The sequence below is a fragment of the Rhodococcus sp. 008 genome, from assembly GCF_001682295.1.
Taxonomy (GTDB): Bacteria; Actinomycetota; Actinomycetes; order Mycobacteriales; family Mycobacteriaceae; genus Rhodococcus_F; species Rhodococcus_F qingshengii.
Genome location: NZ_CP012749.1, coordinates 4,007,505 through 4,027,642 on the forward strand (window position 1 = coordinate 4,007,505; position 20,138 = coordinate 4,027,642).

The 20,138-nt window shown below is 62.5% G+C and carries 19 protein-coding genes; 16 read left to right on the forward strand and 3 right to left on the reverse strand.

What is annotated here, in order from left to right; all coding sequences use genetic code 11:
* The first annotated feature begins 165 nt into the window (after positions 1-165).
* From AOT96_RS18715 to AOT96_RS18755, 9 genes are all read left to right on the forward strand, one after another.
* Complete coding sequence (locus AOT96_RS18715; RefSeq protein WP_065352124.1) at positions 166-912, forward strand: 3'(2'),5'-bisphosphate nucleotidase CysQ; 747 nt, start codon at positions 166-168, stop codon at positions 910-912.
* Positions 909-1,814, forward strand: a complete 906-nt coding sequence (cysD, locus tag AOT96_RS18720) for a sulfate adenylyltransferase subunit CysD (RefSeq protein ID WP_065352125.1) — start codon at positions 909-911, stop codon at positions 1,812-1,814. Before AOT96_RS18715 ends, cysD begins: the two co-directional genes overlap by 4 nt.
* Positions 1,814-3,715 (forward strand): sulfate adenylyltransferase subunit CysN, encoded by a 1,902-nt coding sequence (gene cysN / locus AOT96_RS18725; protein WP_065352126.1) that lies wholly within the window; start codon positions 1,814-1,816, stop codon positions 3,713-3,715. The genes cysD and cysN overlap by 1 nt, the downstream gene beginning before the upstream one ends.
* Before the next feature lie 24 nt (positions 3,716-3,739).
* Positions 3,740-4,099 (forward strand): nuclear transport factor 2 family protein, encoded by a 360-nt coding sequence (locus tag AOT96_RS18730; RefSeq protein ID WP_042925649.1) that lies wholly within the window; start codon positions 3,740-3,742, stop codon positions 4,097-4,099.
* Positions 4,093-4,884 (forward strand): SDR family oxidoreductase, encoded by a 792-nt coding sequence (locus AOT96_RS18735; protein WP_054187831.1) that lies wholly within the window; start codon positions 4,093-4,095, stop codon positions 4,882-4,884. Before AOT96_RS18730 ends, AOT96_RS18735 begins: the two co-directional genes overlap by 7 nt.
* Positions 4,885-4,906: 22 nt before the next feature.
* A complete protein-coding gene (locus tag AOT96_RS18740) occupies positions 4,907-6,052 on the forward strand; it encodes a sulfotransferase family protein (protein WP_065352127.1) in 1,146 nt (381 codons plus the stop codon).
* An 88-nt stretch (positions 6,053-6,140) separates the two neighbouring features.
* A complete protein-coding gene (locus AOT96_RS18745; RefSeq protein ID WP_042925645.1) occupies positions 6,141-7,202 on the forward strand; it encodes a DUF1214 domain-containing protein in 1,062 nt (353 codons plus the stop codon).
* Between the two features lie 24 nt (positions 7,203-7,226).
* Positions 7,227-8,885: an ABC transporter substrate-binding protein gene (locus tag AOT96_RS18750; protein ID WP_065352128.1), complete on the forward strand. Its 1,659-nt coding sequence runs from the start codon at positions 7,227-7,229 to the stop codon at positions 8,883-8,885.
* Positions 8,882-9,757 carry a TIGR03619 family F420-dependent LLM class oxidoreductase gene (locus tag AOT96_RS18755; RefSeq protein WP_065352129.1) on the forward strand — a complete coding sequence of 292 codons (876 nt, stop codon included), beginning with the start codon at positions 8,882-8,884 and terminating at the stop codon, positions 9,755-9,757. The genes AOT96_RS18750 and AOT96_RS18755 overlap by 4 nt, the downstream gene beginning before the upstream one ends.
* Here the strand turns inward: AOT96_RS18755 and AOT96_RS18760 are convergent.
* Entirely contained in the window at positions 9,748-10,308 is a 561-nt protein-coding gene (locus tag AOT96_RS18760) for a TetR/AcrR family transcriptional regulator (protein ID WP_003941925.1), read from the reverse strand. The two genes, AOT96_RS18755 and AOT96_RS18760, sit on opposite strands and share 10 nt — an antisense overlap.
* A gap of 131 nt (positions 10,309-10,439) precedes the next feature.
* Between AOT96_RS18760 and AOT96_RS18765 the strand changes: the two genes are divergently transcribed.
* Positions 10,440-11,456, forward strand: a complete 1,017-nt coding sequence (locus AOT96_RS18765; RefSeq protein ID WP_065352130.1) for an ABC transporter permease — start codon at positions 10,440-10,442, stop codon at positions 11,454-11,456.
* Positions 11,457-11,496: 40 nt separating this feature from the next.
* Here the strand turns inward: AOT96_RS18765 and AOT96_RS18770 are convergent, their stop codons facing one another.
* Both AOT96_RS18770 and AOT96_RS18775 read right to left on the reverse strand, forming a co-directional pair.
* Entirely contained in the window at positions 11,497-13,428 is a 1,932-nt protein-coding gene (locus tag AOT96_RS18770; RefSeq protein ID WP_024487810.1) for an acyl-CoA dehydrogenase family protein, read from the reverse strand.
* A gap of 59 nt (positions 13,429-13,487) precedes the next feature.
* Positions 13,488-13,835 carry a hypothetical protein gene (locus AOT96_RS18775; protein WP_007735283.1) on the reverse strand — a complete coding sequence of 116 codons (348 nt, stop codon included), beginning with the start codon at positions 13,833-13,835 and terminating at the stop codon, positions 13,488-13,490.
* A 110-nt stretch (positions 13,836-13,945) separates the two neighbouring features.
* Here AOT96_RS18775 and hemL point away from each other — a divergent pair, with 110 nt between their 5' ends.
* The 6 genes from hemL to ccsB all read left to right on the forward strand — a co-directional run bounded on the left by hemL (position 13,946) and on the right by ccsB (position 20,070).
* On the forward strand, positions 13,946-15,271 hold the full coding sequence (gene hemL, locus AOT96_RS18780) for a glutamate-1-semialdehyde 2,1-aminomutase (RefSeq protein ID WP_037129903.1): 1,326 nt from the start codon (positions 13,946-13,948) through the stop codon (positions 15,269-15,271).
* Positions 15,272-15,337: 66 nt separating this feature from the next.
* Complete coding sequence (locus AOT96_RS18785) at positions 15,338-15,997, forward strand: histidine phosphatase family protein (protein WP_003941868.1); 660 nt, start codon at positions 15,338-15,340, stop codon at positions 15,995-15,997.
* Entirely contained in the window at positions 15,994-16,599 is a 606-nt protein-coding gene (locus tag AOT96_RS18790) for a TlpA disulfide reductase family protein (RefSeq protein ID WP_007735280.1), read from the forward strand. Before AOT96_RS18785 ends, AOT96_RS18790 begins: the two co-directional genes overlap by 4 nt.
* A gap of 2 nt (positions 16,600-16,601) precedes the next feature.
* Positions 16,602-17,450 (forward strand): cytochrome c biogenesis CcdA family protein, encoded by an 849-nt coding sequence (locus AOT96_RS18795; protein WP_007735278.1) that lies wholly within the window; start codon positions 16,602-16,604, stop codon positions 17,448-17,450.
* The gene (gene resB, locus AOT96_RS18800) at positions 17,447-19,111 is read left to right on the forward strand and encodes a cytochrome c biogenesis protein ResB (RefSeq protein ID WP_042453041.1); all 1,665 of its coding nucleotides are present in this window, start codon (positions 17,447-17,449) and stop codon (positions 19,109-19,111) included. The genes AOT96_RS18795 and resB overlap by 4 nt, the downstream gene beginning before the upstream one ends.
* Positions 19,108-20,070: a c-type cytochrome biogenesis protein CcsB gene (ccsB, locus tag AOT96_RS18805; protein ID WP_047268895.1), complete on the forward strand. Its 963-nt coding sequence runs from the start codon at positions 19,108-19,110 to the stop codon at positions 20,068-20,070. Before resB ends, ccsB begins: the two co-directional genes overlap by 4 nt.
* The last annotated feature ends 68 nt before the right edge of the window (positions 20,071-20,138 follow it).

The following is a 20,138-nucleotide window of genomic DNA, read 5'->3' on the forward strand; positions in this document are numbered from 1 at the left end:
GATCATAGAATGAACATTGTTCGAAATAGAATGAACATCGTTCATTCTGGTGTTACGGTATGGCGCAGACCACATCGAGGCCAGTGCAAAGTGCTGGACACTCTGCGGTCGGCCTGACCTTTCTTCCCGTATCGATCGGGAGGTCTACACAGTTGTGGAGTACCTATGACACGCACTAACGATGAACGCGCGGCGATCGACATCGCCGCTGCGGCTGGAGAACTTCTGCTCGACCATCGGAAATCCCTCGGCGAAAACGACGGTGATGTCGCGACTTTCAAGAACGCGGCCGATCGGCTCAGTCACGAATTCATCGTCGCCGAACTTGCCCGACGCTTTCCTGCGGATGCAGTGCTGTCGGAGGAAGGGGCTGACGACCTCGCGAGGCTGGCTGCGGATCGGGTGTGGATCGTCGACCCTCTCGACGGCACCCGTGAGTACGGCGAGGCCGGACGATCGGACTGGGCCGTTCATGTTGCACTGACCGAAAACGGTGTCCTCACAACAGGTGCGGTCGCAAAGCCTGCCCTTGGCGTCACCTATTCGAGCAGCGATGATCGAACCGAACGGGATGCCGCGACGCCGGTTCGAGTCGTCGTATCGCGGACGCGTCGTCCGGAACCGGTCATGCGCATGGCCGACTCGATGGGCGCGGAGTTGATCGAAATGGGATCCGCCGGAGCCAAAGCAATGGCGGTCGTCTCGGGTGAGGCAGACATCTATGCACATGCGGGCGGACAGTACGAGTGGGATTCGGCGGCGCCCGTTGCTGTCGCACGTGCTGCGGGACTGCATGTTTCGCGTATCGATGGCAGCGAACTGCGCTACAACCAGGAAAACCCGTGGTTGCCGGATCTGCTGATCTGCCGACCAGAACTCGCCCCGAAAGCACTGGAGGAACTGGGCCGATGACCGCGACACTGACGCACCTCGAACGACTCGAAGCCGAGAGCATTCACATCATGCGTGAAGCTGTTGCCCAGAGCGAGAACCCGGTGATGTTGTACTCGGTGGGCAAGGACTCCGCCGTGATGCTGCATCTGGCGCGCAAGGCCTTCTATCCGTCGAAGCTGCCGTTTCCGCTTCTGCACGTCGATACCACGTGGAAGTTCCGTGAAATGTACAAACTTCGTGACAGTACCTCTGCTGCAGGCGATCTCGATCTGATCGTCCACACCAACCCGGACTGCGTGAAGCAGGGGATCAACCCGTTCACGCACGGCAGCGCTGTCCATACCGATATGTGGAAGACCGAAGGCCTCAAACAAGCCCTCGATCACTACAAGTTCGACGCTGCATTCGGCGGCGCCCGCCGTGACGAAGAAAAATCCCGCGCCAAGGAACGCATCTTCTCGATCCGATCAGCTGCGCACCGTTGGGATCCCAAGCGGCAGCGACCGGAACTGTGGCGGATGTACAACGTCCGCAAAGCGCCGGGCGAGAGCCTGCGCGTCTTCCCTCTCTCGAACTGGACCGAGCTGGATGTGTGGGAATACATACGCCAGGAAGAGATTCCGATCGTTCCGCTGTATTTCGCCGACAAGCGGCCCGTCGTAGAGCGGGACGGTGCGCTGATCATGGTCGACGACGACCGGATGCCGTTACTGCCGGGAGAGACCCCGGAACTCAAGAGCGTTCGTTTCCGCACCCTCGGCTGCTACCCGCTGACCGGAGCCGTCGAATCGACCGCAACGAGCCTGACCGAGATCATCTCGGAAATGTTGCTCACCACCACTTCCGAACGCCAGGGACGGGTCATCGACCACGACTCCAGCGCATCGATGGAAAAGAAGAAGCAAGAGGGGTACTTCTGATGACTGTTTCCTCGGATCTGATCGCTGACGACATCGAGGCGTACCTCGAACGTCATGCAAACAAGAGCATGCTGCGATTCATCACGTGCGGCAGCGTCGACGACGGCAAGAGCACCTTGATCGGCCGTCTGCTCTACGAATCGAAACTCGTCTTCGACGACCAGTTGACGGCGCTCGAAGCCGATTCGCGCAAGAGCGGAACCCAGGGGGAGGGGCTCGATTTCGCGCTCCTGGTCGACGGCCTCGCCGCCGAACGTGAGCAGGGCATCACGATCGACGTCGCCTACCGCTACTTCACGACCGAGCGACGCAAGTTCGTCGTCGCCGATACTCCGGGGCACGAGCAGTACACCCGAAACATGGTGACGGGCGCGTCGACCGCCGATCTTGCTGTGATCCTTGTCGATTCCCGCAAGGGGATACTGACTCAGACCCGCCGGCACTCGTATCTGGTGTCGTTGCTGGGGATCAAGCACGTGGTGCTTGCCGTGAACAAGCTCGACCTCGTCGACTACTCGCAAGAGGTCTTCGATGCCATTACCGCGGATTACGCAGAGTTCGCTCACGAGATCGGTCTGGACGGGTTCGTCGCCATCCCGATGTCGGCATACATGGGTGACAATCTCACCGAGCGCAGTGCGAATACCCCGTGGTACTCCGGACCAAGCCTGATCGAGCATCTCGAAAGCGTGGACATCGACGATGCTGCCGCCGCGGCTCCGTTCCGGATGCCGGTGCAGTGGGTCAACCGGCCGGACCTCGACTTCCGCGGATTCTCCGGCCAGATCGTTTCCGGCACCGTATCTCCCGGAGATCCCATCCGCGTGCTCCCCAGTGGAAAGACGTCCACAGTCGAGCGCATCGTGACCATGGGTGGCGACCTCGACGTTGCCGGTGCGGGCCGCTCGGTCACCATCACGCTCGCCGACGAGATCGACATCAGTCGCGGTGATGTGCTGTCCATCGGCGACAATCCGCCGGCCGTAGCCGATCAGTTCGAGGCCTGCATCGTCTGGATGGGTGAGGCTCCCATGCTGCCCGAACGGCCGTTCCTGTGCCAGATCGGTACCGTCACAGTCACTGCGCGCATCACCAAACCGAAACACAAGATCAACGTCAACACTCTCGAGAAGACCGCAACGACTACTCTCGAGCTCAACGAAATCGGTGTGTGCAACCTCAGTTTCGATCGACCGGTCCCGTTCGACCCGTACGTCGGCAACCGTGACACCGGTAGCTTCATCCTCATCGACCGCCTTACCAACGGCACTGTCGGTGCGGGCATGATCACGCACTCGCTGCGTCGATCGGACAACATTCACTGGCAATCCGTCGACGTCGACGAGGCCGCGCACACCAGGCTCAAGGGACATCAACCCGCAGTTCTGTGGTTCACCGGTCTCTCCGGTTCGGGAAAGTCGACCATCGCGAACGATGTCGAGCGTCAACTGCACGCACTCGGCGCGCACACCTACCTCCTCGACGGAGACAACGTCCGTCACGGGCTGAATCGAGACCTCGGATTCACCGAAGCCGACCGCGTCGAGAACATCCGTCGCGTCACCGAGGTCACCCGACTGATGGCGGACGCCGGTCTGATCGTGCTCGCGTCCTTCATTTCACCGTTCGAGGCCGAGCGTCATGCCGCCCGCGAATTGATCGGCGACGAACAGTTCGTCGAAATCTTCGTCGACACCGCGCTTGCCGTCGCAGAGGAGCGAGATCCCAAGGGGCTGTACAAGAAGGCTCGACGGGGCGAGTTGGTGAACTTCACCGGCATCGATTCGCCGTACGAACCGCCGCAGAACCCTGACATTCACATCGACACCAGTGTCACGACGACCGAGGACGCTGCGATCGCGATCGTCGACCATCTCCGCGCCCGCGGAACCATTTCTTGATCCGCCTGAACACGAGGAGCATCCATGCCTGACAGGGCTGAAATAGTTTCTGCCGTAGAAGATTACGTCAAGTGTCTCGGACGTCACGACGTCGACGGACTGGTTGCGCTGTTTGCGCTCGACGCAGTTCAACACGAACCGCTGGGGGTCCAGACCTACCGCGGAATCGACGAGATTCGCGAATTCGATACCGCGAACGCGCAGGTCGATTTCACAGTCAGCCTGCTCGGTCCGATTTCGGTGACGGGAAAGTACGCAGCCATGCAGCTTCGGGTGCAGCGCGCCGGTATCCCTGACTTCGCTGCCACCGATGTGTTCGAGTTCGACGAGAACGGCAAGATCATCTCCCTGAGTGTTGTTCTCGATCCGCAGGCGCTGTGCTGACCCATCAGGGCCTGCTGGCAGGCAAGGTTGTCGTCGTCTCGGGAGTGGGCCCGGCGCTGGGTCGTTCGATTGCGCTGCAGAGTGCGGCGGCCGGAGCGAAGGTTGTTCTGGCTGCCCGCACACCCGAGCGCTTGGAATCGGTGGCAAGGGAGATTCGAGACCGCGGCGGAATCGCGTTGGCCGTCCCGACGAACCTCACCGACGTCGATTCGATCGCTTCGTTGGCGGAGACAACTGTCGCTGAGTTCGGTGCGGTGCATTGCTTGGTGAACAACGCATTTGTTCAACCCGCGCAGGTCCCGCTCCTGGACGCCGACGTGGTGTCCATCCAGTCGGGCATCGACATCAACTTGCTCGCGGCGTTGAACGTCACCAGAGAATTTGCTCCGGCATTGATCGAGTCGCACGGGTCCGTCGTGATGGTCACGTCCATGGTGTTGCGCAACCAGCTTCCCGGGTTCGGGGCCTACCGCATCATGAAATCCGGGCTCCTGGCAATGGCACGCAGTTTGTCGATCGATCTCGGTCCCAAGGGCGTTCGAGTCAATTCGGTTGCTCCCGGCTATATCTGGGCGGACTCGGTCAAGAACATGTTCGAGAAGAAGGCGGCGGCGGCAGGAGTCGACCCCAAGATGATCTACGACGAGATCGCAGCGGGCGCCGATCTGCGCCGATTGCCGGAGCCAGATGACATCGCAAACGCTGTCGTCTTCCTCCTGTCCGATTCAGCGAGGGCCATCACAGGGCAATGTCTCGACGTCAACTGCGGTCACACGCACCACTGATCAACTCATACAAGGACTAGCCATGACACAGGATTACGACGGCATCGGTTCCATCGATGACCTGCACCAGGCTGCGCGCGAGGCGGCCGGGTACGAAAACTTCGGCAGCGAAAGCTATCTCGAAGGACTTCGAGTTCTCCTCGAGTCGTTCCAGAACGAGGCCGACCTCACTCCTCACGGCAAGGTGATCGCTCGCAAGATGATCGTCGGAGCGCTCGCGGGTCGCCTGACCAGTGAGGCCGGATTCGCGAAATATCCAGAGCACGTAGATGTTCCGATCGAACGCCCGATCTTCGTGGTCGGGTTGACCCGCACCGGCAGCACCGCGCTGCACCGTTTGCTCGGTGCCGACCCAGCGCATCAGGGCGCCGAGATGTGGCTCGCCGAGACGCCGCAGCCGCGCCCCGAGCGCGACAAGTGGTCGGAGAACGAAGATTACGTTCGCTCCGACGCCTTCTACCGTGCTCGCCAGCGTAACGAGGCAGACCTGATGAAGGTTCATTTCATGGGGGCGGAGGAGGTCGAGGAATGCTGGCGGCTGCTGCAGCAGACGATGCTCTCGACCGCGTTCGAGACGGTGGCGTACGTGCCGAGTTACACCCGGTGGCTGGCGGAGCAGGACTGGACCGAAACATATGCGCGGCACAAGAAGAACCTGCAGTTGATCGGGCTGCACGACCAGGACAGACGGTGGGTGCTCAAAAGCCCGAGCCATGTCTTCGCGATCGACGAGATCATGTCGGTCTATCCGGATGCACTGTTCGTTCGGACCTTCCGGGACCCGTTGACATCGATGGCGTCCACCTTCAGCCTCGTAGAGCAGGGCGGACACGACATGTCGAGGGCCTTCGATCGTCCGGCCATCGGGCGCACGCAACTGGAGTTGTGGGCGCGAGGGAATGCGAACTTCAACAATGCCCGTAGCCGTTACAACCCCGATCAGTTCATCGACGTCGACTACAAGGACTTCATCGCCGATGCGGTCGGCACCGTCGAGAAGATCTATGCACAGTTCGCCCTGCCCTTCACAGACGACGCCCGCGCCGCGGTGGAGGCGTCGCATCAGGCCAGCCTTGCCGAGCACCGTCGTCCGTCGCATCGCTATTCGCTCGAGGATTTCGGCGTGAGCGCTGCCGACGTCGAAGCGAAGTTCTCCACCACACCCTGAAGGCCTCCGGCCCTGTGCGCCTTTTTGGTAGTGCCGACTACCAAAAAGGCGCACAGGGCGAAGCCCCAACCGAAACAAGGAGATTCACATGAATGCTGTTTGGGAAAAGTTCTGCGCAGATCTGCTCGAGGTCGGAAAGGTCCTGGAAGACGAGATCGTCCCTCAGGATCCGCTGACTCAAGCCGAGGGCGTCCGCTACCTGAGTCGGTTGCTTCGGTACGGCACGATCAACTGTGTCGAGTACACCGATCCACGGTGGCCGCAGTTCTCGTCGGCTCCGAACCCGAACATGATGACGAAGATCGGTGCCGACAACCCGGACAACGTCTACATGCGCGCCAACATTTCCGGTAAGTACAACTACCGGATCATCGGCACCCGAGGCACCGTCCCGCTGATCACCTTCGGCTCGCGCGTAAATCGGTACCACATCGACGGCACCATGCTGCAGACCGGCGATCTGCATATCCACGACCTCGAGGTCGACGAGAACGGCCGTTTCGAGTTCATCGCGAGCGTCGACAAGCCCGATGAGGGCGCTTGGCTGCCTTTGGCGCCCGACAGCAACCTCATCTCCGTTCGGCAAACTCACCAGGATCGACGCAACGAGATTGTCGGTGATCTGACCATCGAATGCCTGAACCCGGACGGGGAGTTCGTCCCGTTGACTCCGGAAGAGATCGGCGAGCGCCTCACCAAGTCCGTCGGGATCGTGAAGGGGATGGCGGAGACCTTCCTGGAATGGTCGCGCAAATTCCAGCCGCACACCAACGAGATCTTCGACTGGGGACAGGACTACTTCCAGGATGCCGGCGGCGATCCGACGATCTTCTACTTCCACGGTTACTGGAAGCTCGCCGAGGACGAGGCGTGGGTCATCGAGACCGAGGTTCCGAACTGCGAGTACTTCAACTTCGTGCTGCAGAACTTCTGGGTCGAGTCCCTCGACTACAACCGCACGAACATCTACATCAACAATCACACCGCGAAGCTCAACGACGACGGCACCATGACAATCGTCGTGGCGGCGAAGGATCCGGGTTATGGCAACTGGATCGACACCGATTCGCATGCCGAGGGGACATGGGCGCTGCGCTGGATCAAGGCGGACTCGCACCCGATCCCGACGTCGAAGGTAGTCAAGATCTGACACGCTGACGGAGATTGGGAACGTATGTACACCAGGAAGATTAGGTTCGGCCCTCGCTTTGTCGCGCTCGGGCTTGCCGGTGCATTGATGTTGGCCGGCTGCGCGTCGAGCAGTGGGGACAACTCGGGATCGGCTTCACCGAGCAGTAGTGGCGCAGCTGGTTTTGTGGGCGCCCCAGATGTGGGGGAGCGGATCGACGGCGGTGTTCTCACCTTCGGGTCCTATTCGTTCCCTTCCTCGTTGGACCCCACGAGAACGCAAGCCGCCGGTTCGACCGGCGGAACCGAAATGGCCGCGATTTACGACACGCTGGTACGCAGCGACTCCACAAACGGGAGCTTCGTGCCACAACTCGCGAAGACACTGTCGAACAACAGCGACTTCACCTCGTACACCGTCACTTTGGCTGACGGCCTCACCTTCAGCGACGGAAGTCCGCTCGACGCGGAAGCGGTGAAGTGGAGTATCGATCGATTCGTGGCAGGCAAGGGTGATGTATCGCAGACCTGGCTCAACATCGTGGATCGGATCGAGACGCCCGACGCCACCACAGTCGAATTCGTGCTCGAGCGGCCCTGGCGTCAATTCCCGGCGCTGTTGTCGCTCGGGCCCGGAATGATCGTTGCGCGAAGTTCAGGGGGAGAGGCAGGGTCGGTTTCAGGAACCGGGGAGAGAGCGTTCACACCGATCGGGGCGGGTCCGTTCACCTTGGCCAAGTTCGCCCCGCACGAAGAACTGGTACTCGCCGCACGCACGGATTATCAGGGCGGTAAACCTCCACTGGACACAGTGCGGTTTGTTCCCACGTCGGGTGCGCAGTCTCAGTACGAATCGTTGAAGAGCGGCCAGATCGACATGACGTACATTCTCCGCGACGAGGCCGTGATCGAACAAGCTCTCGACGACGGATACTCGGGTTACCTCAGTCCGACCGGACAGAACGGGATCGGCACGATCAACAACCGTGAGGGCAAGCCCGGGGCCGATGTTCGCGTCCGTCAGGCGATCGCCTACGGGGTGGATCCGGCGGCGGTCAATACCCGGGCGAACAACGGATTGGGCACCGCCAGTTCCGAACTGGTCCCGCAGACGTCACGTTGGTTCAACAACACAGCAGGCATTCCGTTCGATCAGGTGAAGGCAAAGGCGCTGCTCGATCAAGCGAAGTCCGACGGGTACGACGGGAAACTCCGCTACCTCACCACCTCGGAGCCGAGCCAACAGGCGACGGCACTGACGGTTCAGGCGTCGCTGAACGCGATCGGTTTCGACGTCACCATCGACTACGCGACCGATGTGACCGATCTGGTTCGACGGGTATACAAGGACCACGATTTCGACATGACCAGAGGTGGCGCTCCGGTCGGAGAAGAAGCGCCGTACCTCAATTTGTACAACAGTATGGCCAGTGATTCGAAGAACAACCCGTCCGGCTTCGCGGACCCGGAGATGGACGCGATGATCACAGCTGTGCAGACGGCATCGACGGACGATGCTGTCCGTGAGGCGATCAGCAAGGTGCAGGAGTACGCCAACGTGACTGTGCCTTACGTGATCTGGGGGCCGGCGTCGGTGTTGACCGCATGGGACGGCAACGTTCACGGCGTCGTACGCAACATCACCGACATCATGTTCTTGGGCGGCGCTTGGATCTCGCCCAACGGCGAAACGGTGGAACGATGAAGTGGTCCTTGGCGGGTGCGATGATCGACGCCCTGGAACTGTGCGAGTTGGCGCAGGTCGCCGAAGAGGTGGGGTTCGACGGAATCGCGATGCCGGATTCCGTGTTCTATCCGGAGCAGGTGTCGGCGCCGTACCCGTACACTGCTGACGGGAAGCGGATGTGGGCGCCGGAGACGCCGATGCCTGATCCGTTCATTGCCATGGCGGCGATGGCGGCCGTCACATCGCGAATTCAGTTCTACACCAACGTGTTCAAACTTCCACTGCGCGATCCGCTGTTGACAGCCAAGCAGGTCGCGACCATGGCCGTGATGTCGAGGAACCGCGTCGCTCTCGGCGTCGGTTTGTCCTGGATTCCCGAGGAATTCACCTTCACCGGTACCGAGATGCGCACCCGCGGCGCGCGTACCGACGAAGCCATCGAGATCATCAAGGCGGTGTGTGCGGGACGTGGGCCGGAATGGGTCGAATACCACGGCAAGCACTACGATTTCGACGCTCTGATGATCAGTCCTGCTCCGGAGCTTCCGGTTCCGATCTACATCGGTGGGCACAGCGAACCGGGGTTGCGTCGTGCAGCCAGGCTGGCTGACGGTTGGATGTCGGTGAACACGACCAAAGCCGAATTAGCCTGCGCCATCGATTGTCTCACGGAATTGCGGGTCGAGTACGGTCGTGCCGATGTTCCTTTCGGCGTCAACGTCTCGCCGACGGATGTTCGTGATCTGGACGGATATCGCGAACTCGAGACTCTCGGAGTCACGGAAATCAGAGTTTTGCCCTGGTATCGCTACGGAGTTGACGCCGGTGATCGTCAGGGGCGACTCGACTCCGTTCGGCGGTTTGCCGAGGAGGTCATCGCTCAGTACTGATCGATCAGCGTCTGCATCGCCCGGCCGTAGAGTTTTGCCAACTCGTCGCGATCTGCGGACTGGGGGATACTCTCGTCGCTGAGGACGCTCAACAGCCCGGACACCTGGGCGGAGACCAGGAGTGCGCGGGTGTACGCGTCTTCGCCGTCTAGACGAGCGGCGAGATTGGTGGCGAATACTCCGGTCATGTCTCTGAGTCGCTCCCGGATGCGTGGACTGTCCGACGCTCGCATGAGCGCTGTGTACACCGACAGCATCCGGGCGTCGGCCTTGCCCAGGACGAAGGCGGCGATTCGCTCACCGAGGGTGTCGAGTGGGCCGTCGAACTGGCCTTCGAAGTAGTCCGCAACCGGCGTGGTTTCCAGGAACAGTGCTTCTTTGGACCCGAAATGCCGGATGACCAGGGCCGGATCGATTCCGGCAACTTTGGCGATGGCGCGAACTGACGTGCCGCCGAACCCGTGCTCGCCGAACAGTTGGAACGCCGCCGCGCGAATCGCCTCGGATGTCGAGGGTTGCTCCTGCTCTGGCGTGTGCCTCGTGGGTGTCACGACATCGACCTCCGTGCTCGCTCGCCGACCGCGTTGTCAACGGCGTTGACTATAACGTGTCAACGGTGTTGACTGTTGAGTCTGTCAACGGTGTTGACAGCTAGATGCGGTTAGTGAAGAGAGCGTGGAATATGACAGATACCGACGTCCGAGTACCCAGCGAAGAAGTTGTCGATCCGCCGACCAATTGGAAGATGGTGGGCAGTGGACTCGCATTTCCGTTGTTCTTCGTCATCATGTTCTGCCTGTGCTACGTCAGCGCCTTCCATGCGCCGACGCCGAATCAGGCACCGATCGTGGTGGTCGGGTCGCCGTCCGTCACGGCCCCGCTGATCGACGGAATCCAGGCTTCGACGGGTGACAAGTTCGACATCGTTGCCACAGCCAACGCCGCCGACGCACTCTCTCGGATCGACAACCGCGATGCGATCGGCGCCATCGAGATCGGTGACACCGTGACCGCACATATCGCCACCGGCGCGGGCGCCTCGACGGTTTCCGTGGTGAGCAGCTTGGCGCATTCGGTTGCGGAGCAGACGGGGCAGCAGGTCACGGTGATCGACTCGGCGCCTGTCACGGCGCGCGACTCCTCGACTGTCGGACTCTTCTACTTCCTGATCGTCTGCACCCTCGGTGGCTACCTGACCATCACGGTGCTCAGTCAGGTTGCGCCGAGAATGCGGTTGCGCGAGCAGTATTCGATCCTGGCCGGTGCGGCGATACTCACCCCGCTCATAGCCTTCGGCATCACCAGCATCTTCATGCACGCCTTCGGGGCGTCGTTCGGCCAGATCCTGCAACTGCTGGGAATCTCGATGGTTTACACGTTCACCGTCGGTGCGGTGAGCATTCTGCTCAATCGACTGCTCGGCCAAGCCGCGATCTTCGCGGTGCTGACGGTGCTCGTTTTCATCAACTTCCCGAGTTCGGGTGGTGCCATTCCGGTGTCGTTCCTGCCGGGATTCTGGCAGCACATCCATTCGTTCTGGCTCGGATCGGCAGCCATGGAGCCCATCCGCTCCGTCATCTACTTCAGTGGCAACGGCGCCGGACCGCACCTGCTCGTTCTGGGGATCTGGCTGGTCGCGGCACTCGGCCTGACCGGACTGCTCGCCTCTCGCCAGTCGAAAAAGGCAGCAGCGCACTGAGTGTGGTGGGGCCGGCGATTGCCGACCCCACCCGAACCCTTTACTTCAGCCGTACCGCGTCGGTGCCCGGTCCGTCGAGCATCGCGGACCCCAGCAGGATGTCCGGAATGCCGAACCCGTCGATCAGTGTCTCGACGTGGGGGCGCAGGGTGCGGCAACGCTCGTTGATTCCGCGCGTCACGGCCTTCGAACGCTCCACCGACAGATGCCGGTGCTCCATGAACCAGGCCTTGTCCTCTTCGATCACGGACAGTGCGTAGAGATCGCACACCTCGCCGAAGAGTTCCTTTGCGGTCTCGTCCTCACACGAGTCGATGCCGGCGACGAATGCTTCCAGGATGACGCGCTCGATGTGCGCCTGAGCGGCTTTGAGTACGTGGTCCTGCACGAAGTTGAACGCGTCGAACGGGTTCTCCTCGCGCTTCTGTGCTGCCTGCAATCGCCTTGCCGCAGTGGCGAGTAGGTACTCTTCGCGGTCTTCGAACATCTTCATCTGGGTGCCGCGATTGAAGAGGCTGCCGTCCTCTTCGTTGTCCTGGCGAGTGTCGACGATCGTCTGCAGGATCTGCTGCGCTGCCGTGCGTTTCTTGACCACGTCGGAGACCGTCGTAGCGGCGAAGCGCATCCAGTCGACAGGGCTCATGCCGCGGACTTCGTCGGCGTAGGAGGTGAGGAGTTCTTTTGCGACCAACTGCGTCAGAACGTGGTTGTCACCCTCGAACGTGGTGAAGACGTCGGTGTCCGCCTTGAGTGCGGTGAGGCGGTTCTCGGCGAGATAGCCTGCGCCGCCGCAGGCTTCGCGTGCCTCCTGGATGGCCCGAGTGGCATGCCAGGTGTTGGCGGCCTTGAGTCCGGCGGCGCGACCTTCGAGTTCGCGCTGCTCCTGCGGATCCGGGTCGTCGCTGCTCTGGATGTCGTGCATCGCGGCTACGAGTTCGTTCTGTGCGAACTGCAGAGCGTACGAGCGGGCGATCAACGGTAGCAGGCGCTTCTGGTGGACGAGGTAGTCCATGATCAGGACTTCGTCGTCACTCTTCGGAGCACTGAACTGCCTGCGCTGCAGGGCATATCGACCGGCGATGGCCAATCCGACGCGGGCGGCCGCTGCCGCGGAACCACCGACGGTGACACGTCCACGAACCAGTGTGCCGACCATCGTGAAGAAACGACGGTTCGGGTTCTCGATCGCCGAACTGTACGTGCCGTCCTCGGCGACGTCGGCGTAACGGTTGAGTAGATTCTCACGCGGGATGCGGACCTGGTCGAAGACGATGCGGCCGTTGTCGACTCCGGGCAGTCCACCCTTGAGCCCGCAGTCGGACGTCGTGACGCCGGGGAGGTCGTTGCCGGCGTCGTCACGAATCGGCACGACAAAGCAGTGGACGCCCTGACTTTCGCCTCCGGTGATCAGCTGTGCGAACACCGCTGCGACGGTGGCGTGCTGGGCAGCGCCGCCGATGTAGTCCTTGCGAGAGGACGGAGTGGGGGAGTTGACGACGAACTCGCCCGTCTCGACGTCGTAGGTCGCCGTGGTTTCGAGTTCCTGGACGTCGCTGCCGTGACCGGTCTCGGTCATCGCAAAGCAACCGAGCAGGTCCAGATCGATCAGCGGCTTGACGTACGCCTGGTGGTGACGCTCGGTGCCGAGGTTTTCGATGGCGCCGCCGAACAGACCCCACTGGACGCCGGCCTTGACCATCAGTGAGAGGTCGGACATCGCGAGCATCTCGATGCTGGTGACGGCGCCACCCGCGTCGCCCGTTCCGCCGTGAGAGACGGCGAAACCGTTTGCGGCGTACCCGAGATCGGCGAGGACCCGCATCTGTTCGAGAGCCTTGGAGCGCGCAATGGCGGTGTTGGGTGTGTAGTGCGGAGCAAAACGTTCGTCGTTCAATTCGCCGCGAACGCGCTCACGCACCTCCCGCCAGCGTCCGTCGAGTGTTGTCCTGAGGTGGTCCGCTGTGGTGGCCATGGAACCGACGATAGCGCGTAGCGCACCGCGGGCAACCCGGTTCGATCCCAACCTCACATTCAGCAGGAGCCCGCGGCACCCGCTTCGATTCCTTGGCGGAAGAGTTCCTTCTCGCTCTCGGACATAGCCTGGTACGAAGGGTCGTTCTCGACGATCTTCAGGAAGTCGGCGCCCGCCGTCTGGGTCGACGTGTCGCCGCTCTGAACACGCTGCTGAACGTAGACGGACACCGCCGAACACCCGCCGAGAAACGCGGGGTCGGTGCTCGTCGCCGCGGTGGTTCGAGCCGAGTCGGTGGCGCTCGGCGGCGACGAAACTGTCGCCTTGTCGTCGTTCGAAGCGTCCGAACCACACGATGTGAGAAGAATCGCAGCCGAGACCATCAGCGTCGTCAACAGTCGCTTCATGCCCGGAATCGTCTCACGCGGGGCCCGGTTCGACCGGAAAACTCGCCTCGAGCACCGAAGTCCTACACCCTGTCGTTGTCAGATTCGACAGAACTGGGACACTGGAAGCCGTGACTGTGTCTTCCGGTGATCCCGACGTGCATGCAACGAACTCCGCTCGGCTCTTCGAACGTGCCGGCAACGTGATTCCGGGTGGCGTCAACTCGCCCGTCCGCGCGTTCGGTTCGGTCGGCGGAACACCGCGATTCATTCGCGAAGCATCCGGCTACACCCTCACCGACGTCGACGGAAACAACTACGTCGACCTGGTGTCGTCCTGGGGTCCGATGATTCTCGGGCACGCTCACCCGGCAGTCGTCGAAGCCGTTCGCGAAGCCGCGCTCGGAGGTCTCTCCTTCGGTGCGCCGACCGAAGGCGAAGTCGCTCTCGCCGAGGAAATCGTCGCCCGCGTCGCGCCCGTGGAAAAGGTTCGCCTGGTCAACTCCGGAACCGAAGCCACGATGAGCGCAGTCCGCCTCGCCCGCGGATTCACCGGGCGGACCAAGATCGTCAAGTTCTCCGGTTGCTACCACGGCCACGTCGACGCCCTTCTCGCCGACGCCGGATCCGGCCTCGCGACGTTCGGGCTGCCGACCTCTCCCGGCGTGACCGGCGCTCAAGCAGAAGACACCATCGTCGTGCGCTACAACGATCTCGACGCGGTGGCCGCGGCCTTCGCGGCCAATCCCGGCGCCATCGCGTGCGTCATCACCGAAGCTGCCGCCGGAAACATGGGCGCCGTCGCACCGCTTCCCGGTTTCAACGAGGGTCTGCGTCGTCTCACCCGTGAGCACGGCGCACTCCTGATCATGGACGAGGTGATGACCGGATTCCGCGTCAGTGCCTCGGGTTGGTACGGCATCGACAACGTCGCAGGCGACCTCTACACCTTCGGCAAGGTCATGAGCGGCGGCCTGCCTGCCGCAGCATTCGGCGGCCGCGCCGACATCATGGGCCACCTCGCACCGGACGGTCCCGTCTACCAGGCAGGCACCCTCTCGGGTAACCCCGTAGCCGTCGCCGCCGGACTCGCGAGCCTGCGCGCCGCCGACGCCGAGGTGTACGCCAAGCTCGGCCGGAACGCGACCGCCCTCGGCGACCTCATGACCCAAGCACTCACCGCCGAAGGCGTCGAACACCGAGTGCAGTACGCAGGCACCTTGGTGAGCGTGTTCTTCACCGAGAACACGGTGACCAACTACGACGAAGCCAAAGCCGCGCAGACCTGGCGATTCCCCGCCTTCTTCCACGCACTGCTCTCCCGCGGCGTGTACCCGCCGCCGAGCGCGTTCGAAGCGTGGTTCGTCTCCGCAGCCCTCGACGATCGAGCCTTCTCGATCATCGCCGACGCCATGCCTCACGCAGCCAAGGCCGCAGCTGCTGCCGTCAAGCCCTGACCAGTTCCCATTCCAGAACACCCGCACGCTTCCGACATCCATCATCTTCAGCGAGGACCCTCGACTGTGACCGACGCCGATCACCCCGACCACACGTCCACCCGCACCATCGTCCACGTCCTGCGCCACGGCGAAGTACACAACCCGCGCGGGATCCTCTACGGACGGCTCCCGGGCTTCCGGTTGTCGGTGGCGGGCGAAGCTCAGGCTCGTGCGGTCGCGTCGGTGCTCGCCGATCACGACATCACCCACGTGGTCGCGTCGCCGCTGCAGCGGGCGCAAGAGACCGCGACTCCGATCGCCGAGGCACACAAGCTCGACATCGTCACGGACGAAAACCTGATCGAGGCAGGCAACGAGTTCGAGGGTCTCAAGGTTGCCGTCGGGGACGGTGCGCTCTCGCGTCCGCGTCACTGGTGGAAACTGCGTGACCCGTTCACCCCGTCCTGGGGCGAGCCCTACCTGCAGATCGCGCATCGCATGCTCGCAGCCGTCAATGCCGCACGCGTCGCGGCAGTCGGACACGAAGCCGTCGTCGTCAGCCATCAGCTTCCGGTCTGGACTCTGCGTCGATTCCTGCAGGGTGAGCGTCTGTGGCACGATCCCCGTCACCGTCAGTGTGGACTGGCGTCGTTGACGTCACTGGTCTACGAAGGCGACACCCTGGTCGACATCGTCTACTCCGAACCTGCCGGCGCCTCCGACCCGAGAGTGACAGGAGCATGATTTCGCGCCGCATCGCCGCAGCATTCGCAGCCGCTGCGTCGGCGATGCTTCTTCTCTCGTCCTGCGCGACCGGCGACGACGCCGTCGCACAGGGCGGAACTTTCGACTTCGTCTCACCGGGCGGACAAACCAAGATCTTCTACGATCCGCCGTCCGACCGAGGCACCATCGGCAAGCTCTCCGGGCCCGATCTGATGAACGAAGGTCAGAAGGTCGGTGTCGAGGACTTCGAGGGCAAGGTCGTCGTCCTCAACGTCTGGGGTCAGTGGTGCGGACCGTGCCGCGCCGAAGCCGACGACCTGGAACAGGTCTACGAGCAGACCAAGGATTCGGGCGTGCAGTTCCTCGGCATCAACGTCCGCGACGACACCAAGAACAAAGCGCAGGACTTCGTGGTCGACAACAAGGTCTCGTACCCGTCGATCTACGACCCGTCGATGCGTTCGCTGATCGCCCTCGGTGACGGCTACCCCACGTCGGTCATTCCGACGACGATCGTCCTGGACCGCCAGCATCGCGTCGCCGCGGTGTTCCTCCAAGAACTTCTCGCCGAGGATTTGCTGCCCGTCGTCCAGCGAGTAGCTCAGGAAGACGCGCAGTAAAGATGACAACCACGACCACTACGCTGCTGGCCGGCAGCGACACATTGAGTGCCGGTGTGGGCGAAGCGTTTCAGAACGCGGCGTCGTCCGGTCCGCTTCTGCTCGCCCTCGGCGCCTGTGTGCTCGCCGGTCTGGTGTCGTTCGCTTCACCGTGCGTCGTGCCGCTCGTTCCCGGCTACCTGTCCTACCTGGCCGGCGTCGTCGGTGCCGACGCTCCCGCGATCACCGCCGAAGAAGCGAAGACGCGGACGATCACCCGGAGCAGTCGACTGAGGGTGGCCGGTGCGGCCGGACTGTTCGTCGCGGGCTTCACCGTTGTGTTCGTCCTCGCGACCGCGTCGGTATTCGGCGTAATCTCCACGCTGCTCGTCAACCGCGAGGTCCTGATGCGAGTGGGCGGTGTCGTCACCATCGCAATGGGTCTCGTCTTCATCGGGCTGATTCCGGCGCTGCAGAAGGACGTTCGTTTCGAACCGCGTCGCGTGTCGTCACTGGTGGGTGCGCCGCTGCTCGGGGGAGTGTTCGCTCTGGGCTGGACGCCGTGCCTCGGTCCGACATTGGCAGGCGTGATGTCCGTAGCGGCGGGAACCGACGGGATGACGGCCGCGCGTGGTGTCACGTTGATCGTCGCATACTGCATCGGACTCGGCCTGCCGTTCATCATCTTGGCGCTGGGATCCGCGCGCGCGCTGACCGGCGTCGGCTGGTTGCGTCGTAATGCACGCACCATTCAAATTTTCGGCGGAATCATGTTGGTGGCAGTGGGAATCGCCCTCGTCACCGGCGCGTGGGACCAGTTCGTCGGCTGGGTTCGCGACGCATTTATCTCGGAGGTGACGCTGCCGATATGACAGCTGACGACAATAACGACCACCCGAAACCCGTGCTGCCGAAGCAGTCGGTGATCGGTCGAGTCGTTGCACTCGGGCGCAACACCTGGCGCGGGCTCACCTCGATGCGGACCGCGCTGGTACTGCTGTTCCTCCTCGCGCTCGCTGCGATCCCCGGCGCCCTGCTGCCACAGCGAACCCTCAACGAGGGCAAGGTCACCGACTACATCGCCGCGCGTCCGACGCTCGGTCCGTGGATGGACCGCCTCGAATTGTTCGACGTGTTCAGCAGTTTCTGGTTCACCGCGATCTACGCATTGCTCTTCATCTCGCTGGTCGGCTGCATCCTGCCGCGTTGCGTGGAGCACGCGAAGGCGCTGCGCACCCGTCCGGTGAATGCGCCGCGCAATCTTGCTCGCCTGCCGCACCACACCACGAGCGTCGTGGACGGCGAGACTCCTGACGAACTTGCTGCCCGGGTGTCGAAAGAACTGCGCGGGTGGCGCGTCGAAACGCGTCGCGGCGATTCGAAATCACGACGCGAAGGCGAGATCACCATCTCGGCGGAGAAGGGATACCTCCGCGAGTTCGGCAACCTCGTGTTCCACCTCTCGCTGGTCGGATTGTTGATCGCGATCGCCGCGGGCAAGTTGTTCGGCTACGAGGGCAATCGCATCGTCATCGCCAACGACGGCCCCGGGTTCTGCACGACCTCGCCGGCAGTGTTCGACTCCTTCGTCGCCGGTCTGAGCCTCGACGGCACCGGCATGACCCCGCTGTGTGTACGTGTGAAGAATTTCCAGGCCGACTACCTCGAGACCGGTCAGGCCGAGATGTTCACCTCGGACATCTCGTACCAGGCAGGCGACGACCTCGAGTCCGATACCTGGCGGGACACGACCATCCAGGTGAACCACCCACTGCGGATCGCCGGCGATCGTGTGTACCTGCAGGGACACGGATACGCGCCGACATTCACCGTCACGTTCCCGAACGGTGAGACCCGCACCGAGACGCTCCAGTGGCGTCCGGACGACGCCACGACGTTCCTCAGCAGTGGCGCGATGCGCTTCGACCCGCCGGGCGGCATGTATCCCGATGCGGACGAGCGTCGGAAGAATCAGATTGCCATCGAAGGATTGTTCGCGCCCACCGCGCTGTTCCACGGCAACCTGCTGTCGTCGAGCTACCCGGCGATGAACGATCCGGCAGTCGCCATCGACATCTACAAGGGCGACACCGGACTCGATACCGGTAACCCGCAATCGCTGTTCGAACTCAACACCGAACTGATCAATCAGGGCCGACTGGTCAAGCAGGATCGAGTCAATCTGTTTCCGGGGGAGAGCGCGACGCTTGCCGACGGAACCCAGGTGCGATTCGATGGTGCCGTCGACTTCGTGAACCTGCAGGTCTCCCACGATCCCGCTCAGGTGTGGGTGTTGGTTTCGGCGTTGACCATGATGGCGGGCCTACTCGTCTCGCTCGTGATCAAGCGTCGCCGCGTCTGGGCACGTATCTATCCAGATGACGAACGACGTACTGTAGTAGAACTTGGTGGGCTTGCCCGCACCGACCACGCAGGCTGGGGCGACGAGTTCGACCGCCTCGCCGACCGCTTGCTGAAAAGCAATCCGACCACCGCGGTGAACCAACCGCACGCGCAGGAGAACGCCCGATGACAACGAACGAGACACTCGCGCAGTACAGCGACTGGGCCTTCAAGTCCGCCTTCACCGTGCTCGTGCTGGCGTTTGTGCTGCTCATCGTGCAGTACGCGTCGGCCAGAGCAAAGGCGGTTCAGGACAAGGAACTGGTCTCCGCCGGCGGTGTCGACGCATCCGTGCCTGGCAGGGTCGCGGAGACTCCGAGCAAGTCGCTCTCGGAACGATTCGGCGGAATGGGCCGAGCTGTCCTGGTCGTCGGAACGGTGCTGATCATCGCGTCGATCGTGCTCCGCGGATTTGCGACGGAACGATTCCCGCTCGGCAACATGTACGAATTCGTGGCGATGGCGTGTGCGGCGTCGTTGCTGGTCGGGCACGTCCTGTTGATCAAGCCGGCGTACCGTCCGATGTGGGTCTTCTTGCTGGTGCCGGTTCTGATCTTGATGTTCCTCGCCGGCACGGTCCTCTACGCCGACGCGGCTCCCGTGGTGCCGGCGCTACGCTCGTACTGGCTTCCGATTCACGTGACGATCGTCAGCGTCGGCTCCGGAATCTTCATGATCGGCGGTATCGCGAGCCTTCTGTTCCTGCTGCGACTGAAGTTCCCGCCCGGTGAGGAAGGCACGAGCATCGGTGGCCGGATCGCAGAGCGACTGCCGGATGCCCAGACTCTCGACCGCTTGGCGTACAAGAGCACGATCATCGCGTTTCCGCTGTTCGGCGCCGGCGTCATCCTCGGTGCCATCTGGGCGGAAGCTGCGTGGGGACGCTTCTGGGGTTGGGATCCGAAGGAGACGATGTCCTTCATCGCCTGGGTGATCTACGCGGCCTACCTGCATGCGAGGGCAACGTCCGGGTGGCGGGAGACGAAGGCCGCCTGGATCAACATCGCCGGTTTTGTTGCGATGCTGTTCAATCTCTTCATCATCAACATGGTCGTCTCCGGCTTGCACTCCTACGCGGGACTCACCTGATCCTCTCGAGGTACCGTGGGTGGCTGCCGACCGGTCTGTAGGTATTACCGGTCGGTACGTCAGGGGCG

Excerpts from the sequence above, each read along its gene's own strand:
- AOT96_RS18715 (WP_065352124.1), top strand. The coding sequence starts at position 166 with ATGACACGCACTAACGATGAACGCGCGGCGATCGACATCGCCGCTGCG.
- cysD (WP_065352125.1), top strand. The coding sequence starts at position 909 with ATGACCGCGACACTGACGCACCTCGAACGACTCGAAGCCGAGAGCATT.
- cysN (WP_065352126.1), top strand. The coding sequence starts at position 1,814 with ATGACTGTTTCCTCGGATCTGATCGCTGACGACATCGAGGCGTACCTC.
- AOT96_RS18730 (WP_042925649.1), top strand. The coding sequence starts at position 3,740 with ATGCCTGACAGGGCTGAAATAGTTTCTGCCGTAGAAGATTACGTCAAG.
- AOT96_RS18740 (WP_065352127.1), top strand. The coding sequence starts at position 4,907 with ATGACACAGGATTACGACGGCATCGGTTCCATCGATGACCTGCACCAG.
- AOT96_RS18745 (WP_042925645.1), top strand. The coding sequence starts at position 6,141 with ATGAATGCTGTTTGGGAAAAGTTCTGCGCAGATCTGCTCGAGGTCGGA.
- AOT96_RS18750 (WP_065352128.1), top strand. The coding sequence starts at position 7,227 with ATGTACACCAGGAAGATTAGGTTCGGCCCTCGCTTTGTCGCGCTCGGG.
- AOT96_RS18755 (WP_065352129.1), top strand. The coding sequence starts at position 8,882 with ATGAAGTGGTCCTTGGCGGGTGCGATGATCGACGCCCTGGAACTGTGC.
- AOT96_RS18765 (WP_065352130.1), top strand. The coding sequence starts at position 10,440 with ATGACAGATACCGACGTCCGAGTACCCAGCGAAGAAGTTGTCGATCCG.
- AOT96_RS18770 (WP_024487810.1), bottom strand. The coding sequence starts at position 13,428 with ATGGCCACCACAGCGGACCACCTCAGGACAACACTCGACGGACGCTGG.
- AOT96_RS18775 (WP_007735283.1), bottom strand. The coding sequence starts at position 13,835 with ATGAAGCGACTGTTGACGACGCTGATGGTCTCGGCTGCGATTCTTCTC.
- AOT96_RS18790 (WP_007735280.1), top strand. The coding sequence starts at position 15,994 with ATGATTTCGCGCCGCATCGCCGCAGCATTCGCAGCCGCTGCGTCGGCG.
- AOT96_RS18795 (WP_007735278.1), top strand. The coding sequence starts at position 16,602 with ATGACAACCACGACCACTACGCTGCTGGCCGGCAGCGACACATTGAGT.
- resB (WP_042453041.1), top strand. The coding sequence starts at position 17,447 with ATGACAGCTGACGACAATAACGACCACCCGAAACCCGTGCTGCCGAAG.
- ccsB (WP_047268895.1), top strand. The coding sequence starts at position 19,108 with ATGACAACGAACGAGACACTCGCGCAGTACAGCGACTGGGCCTTCAAG.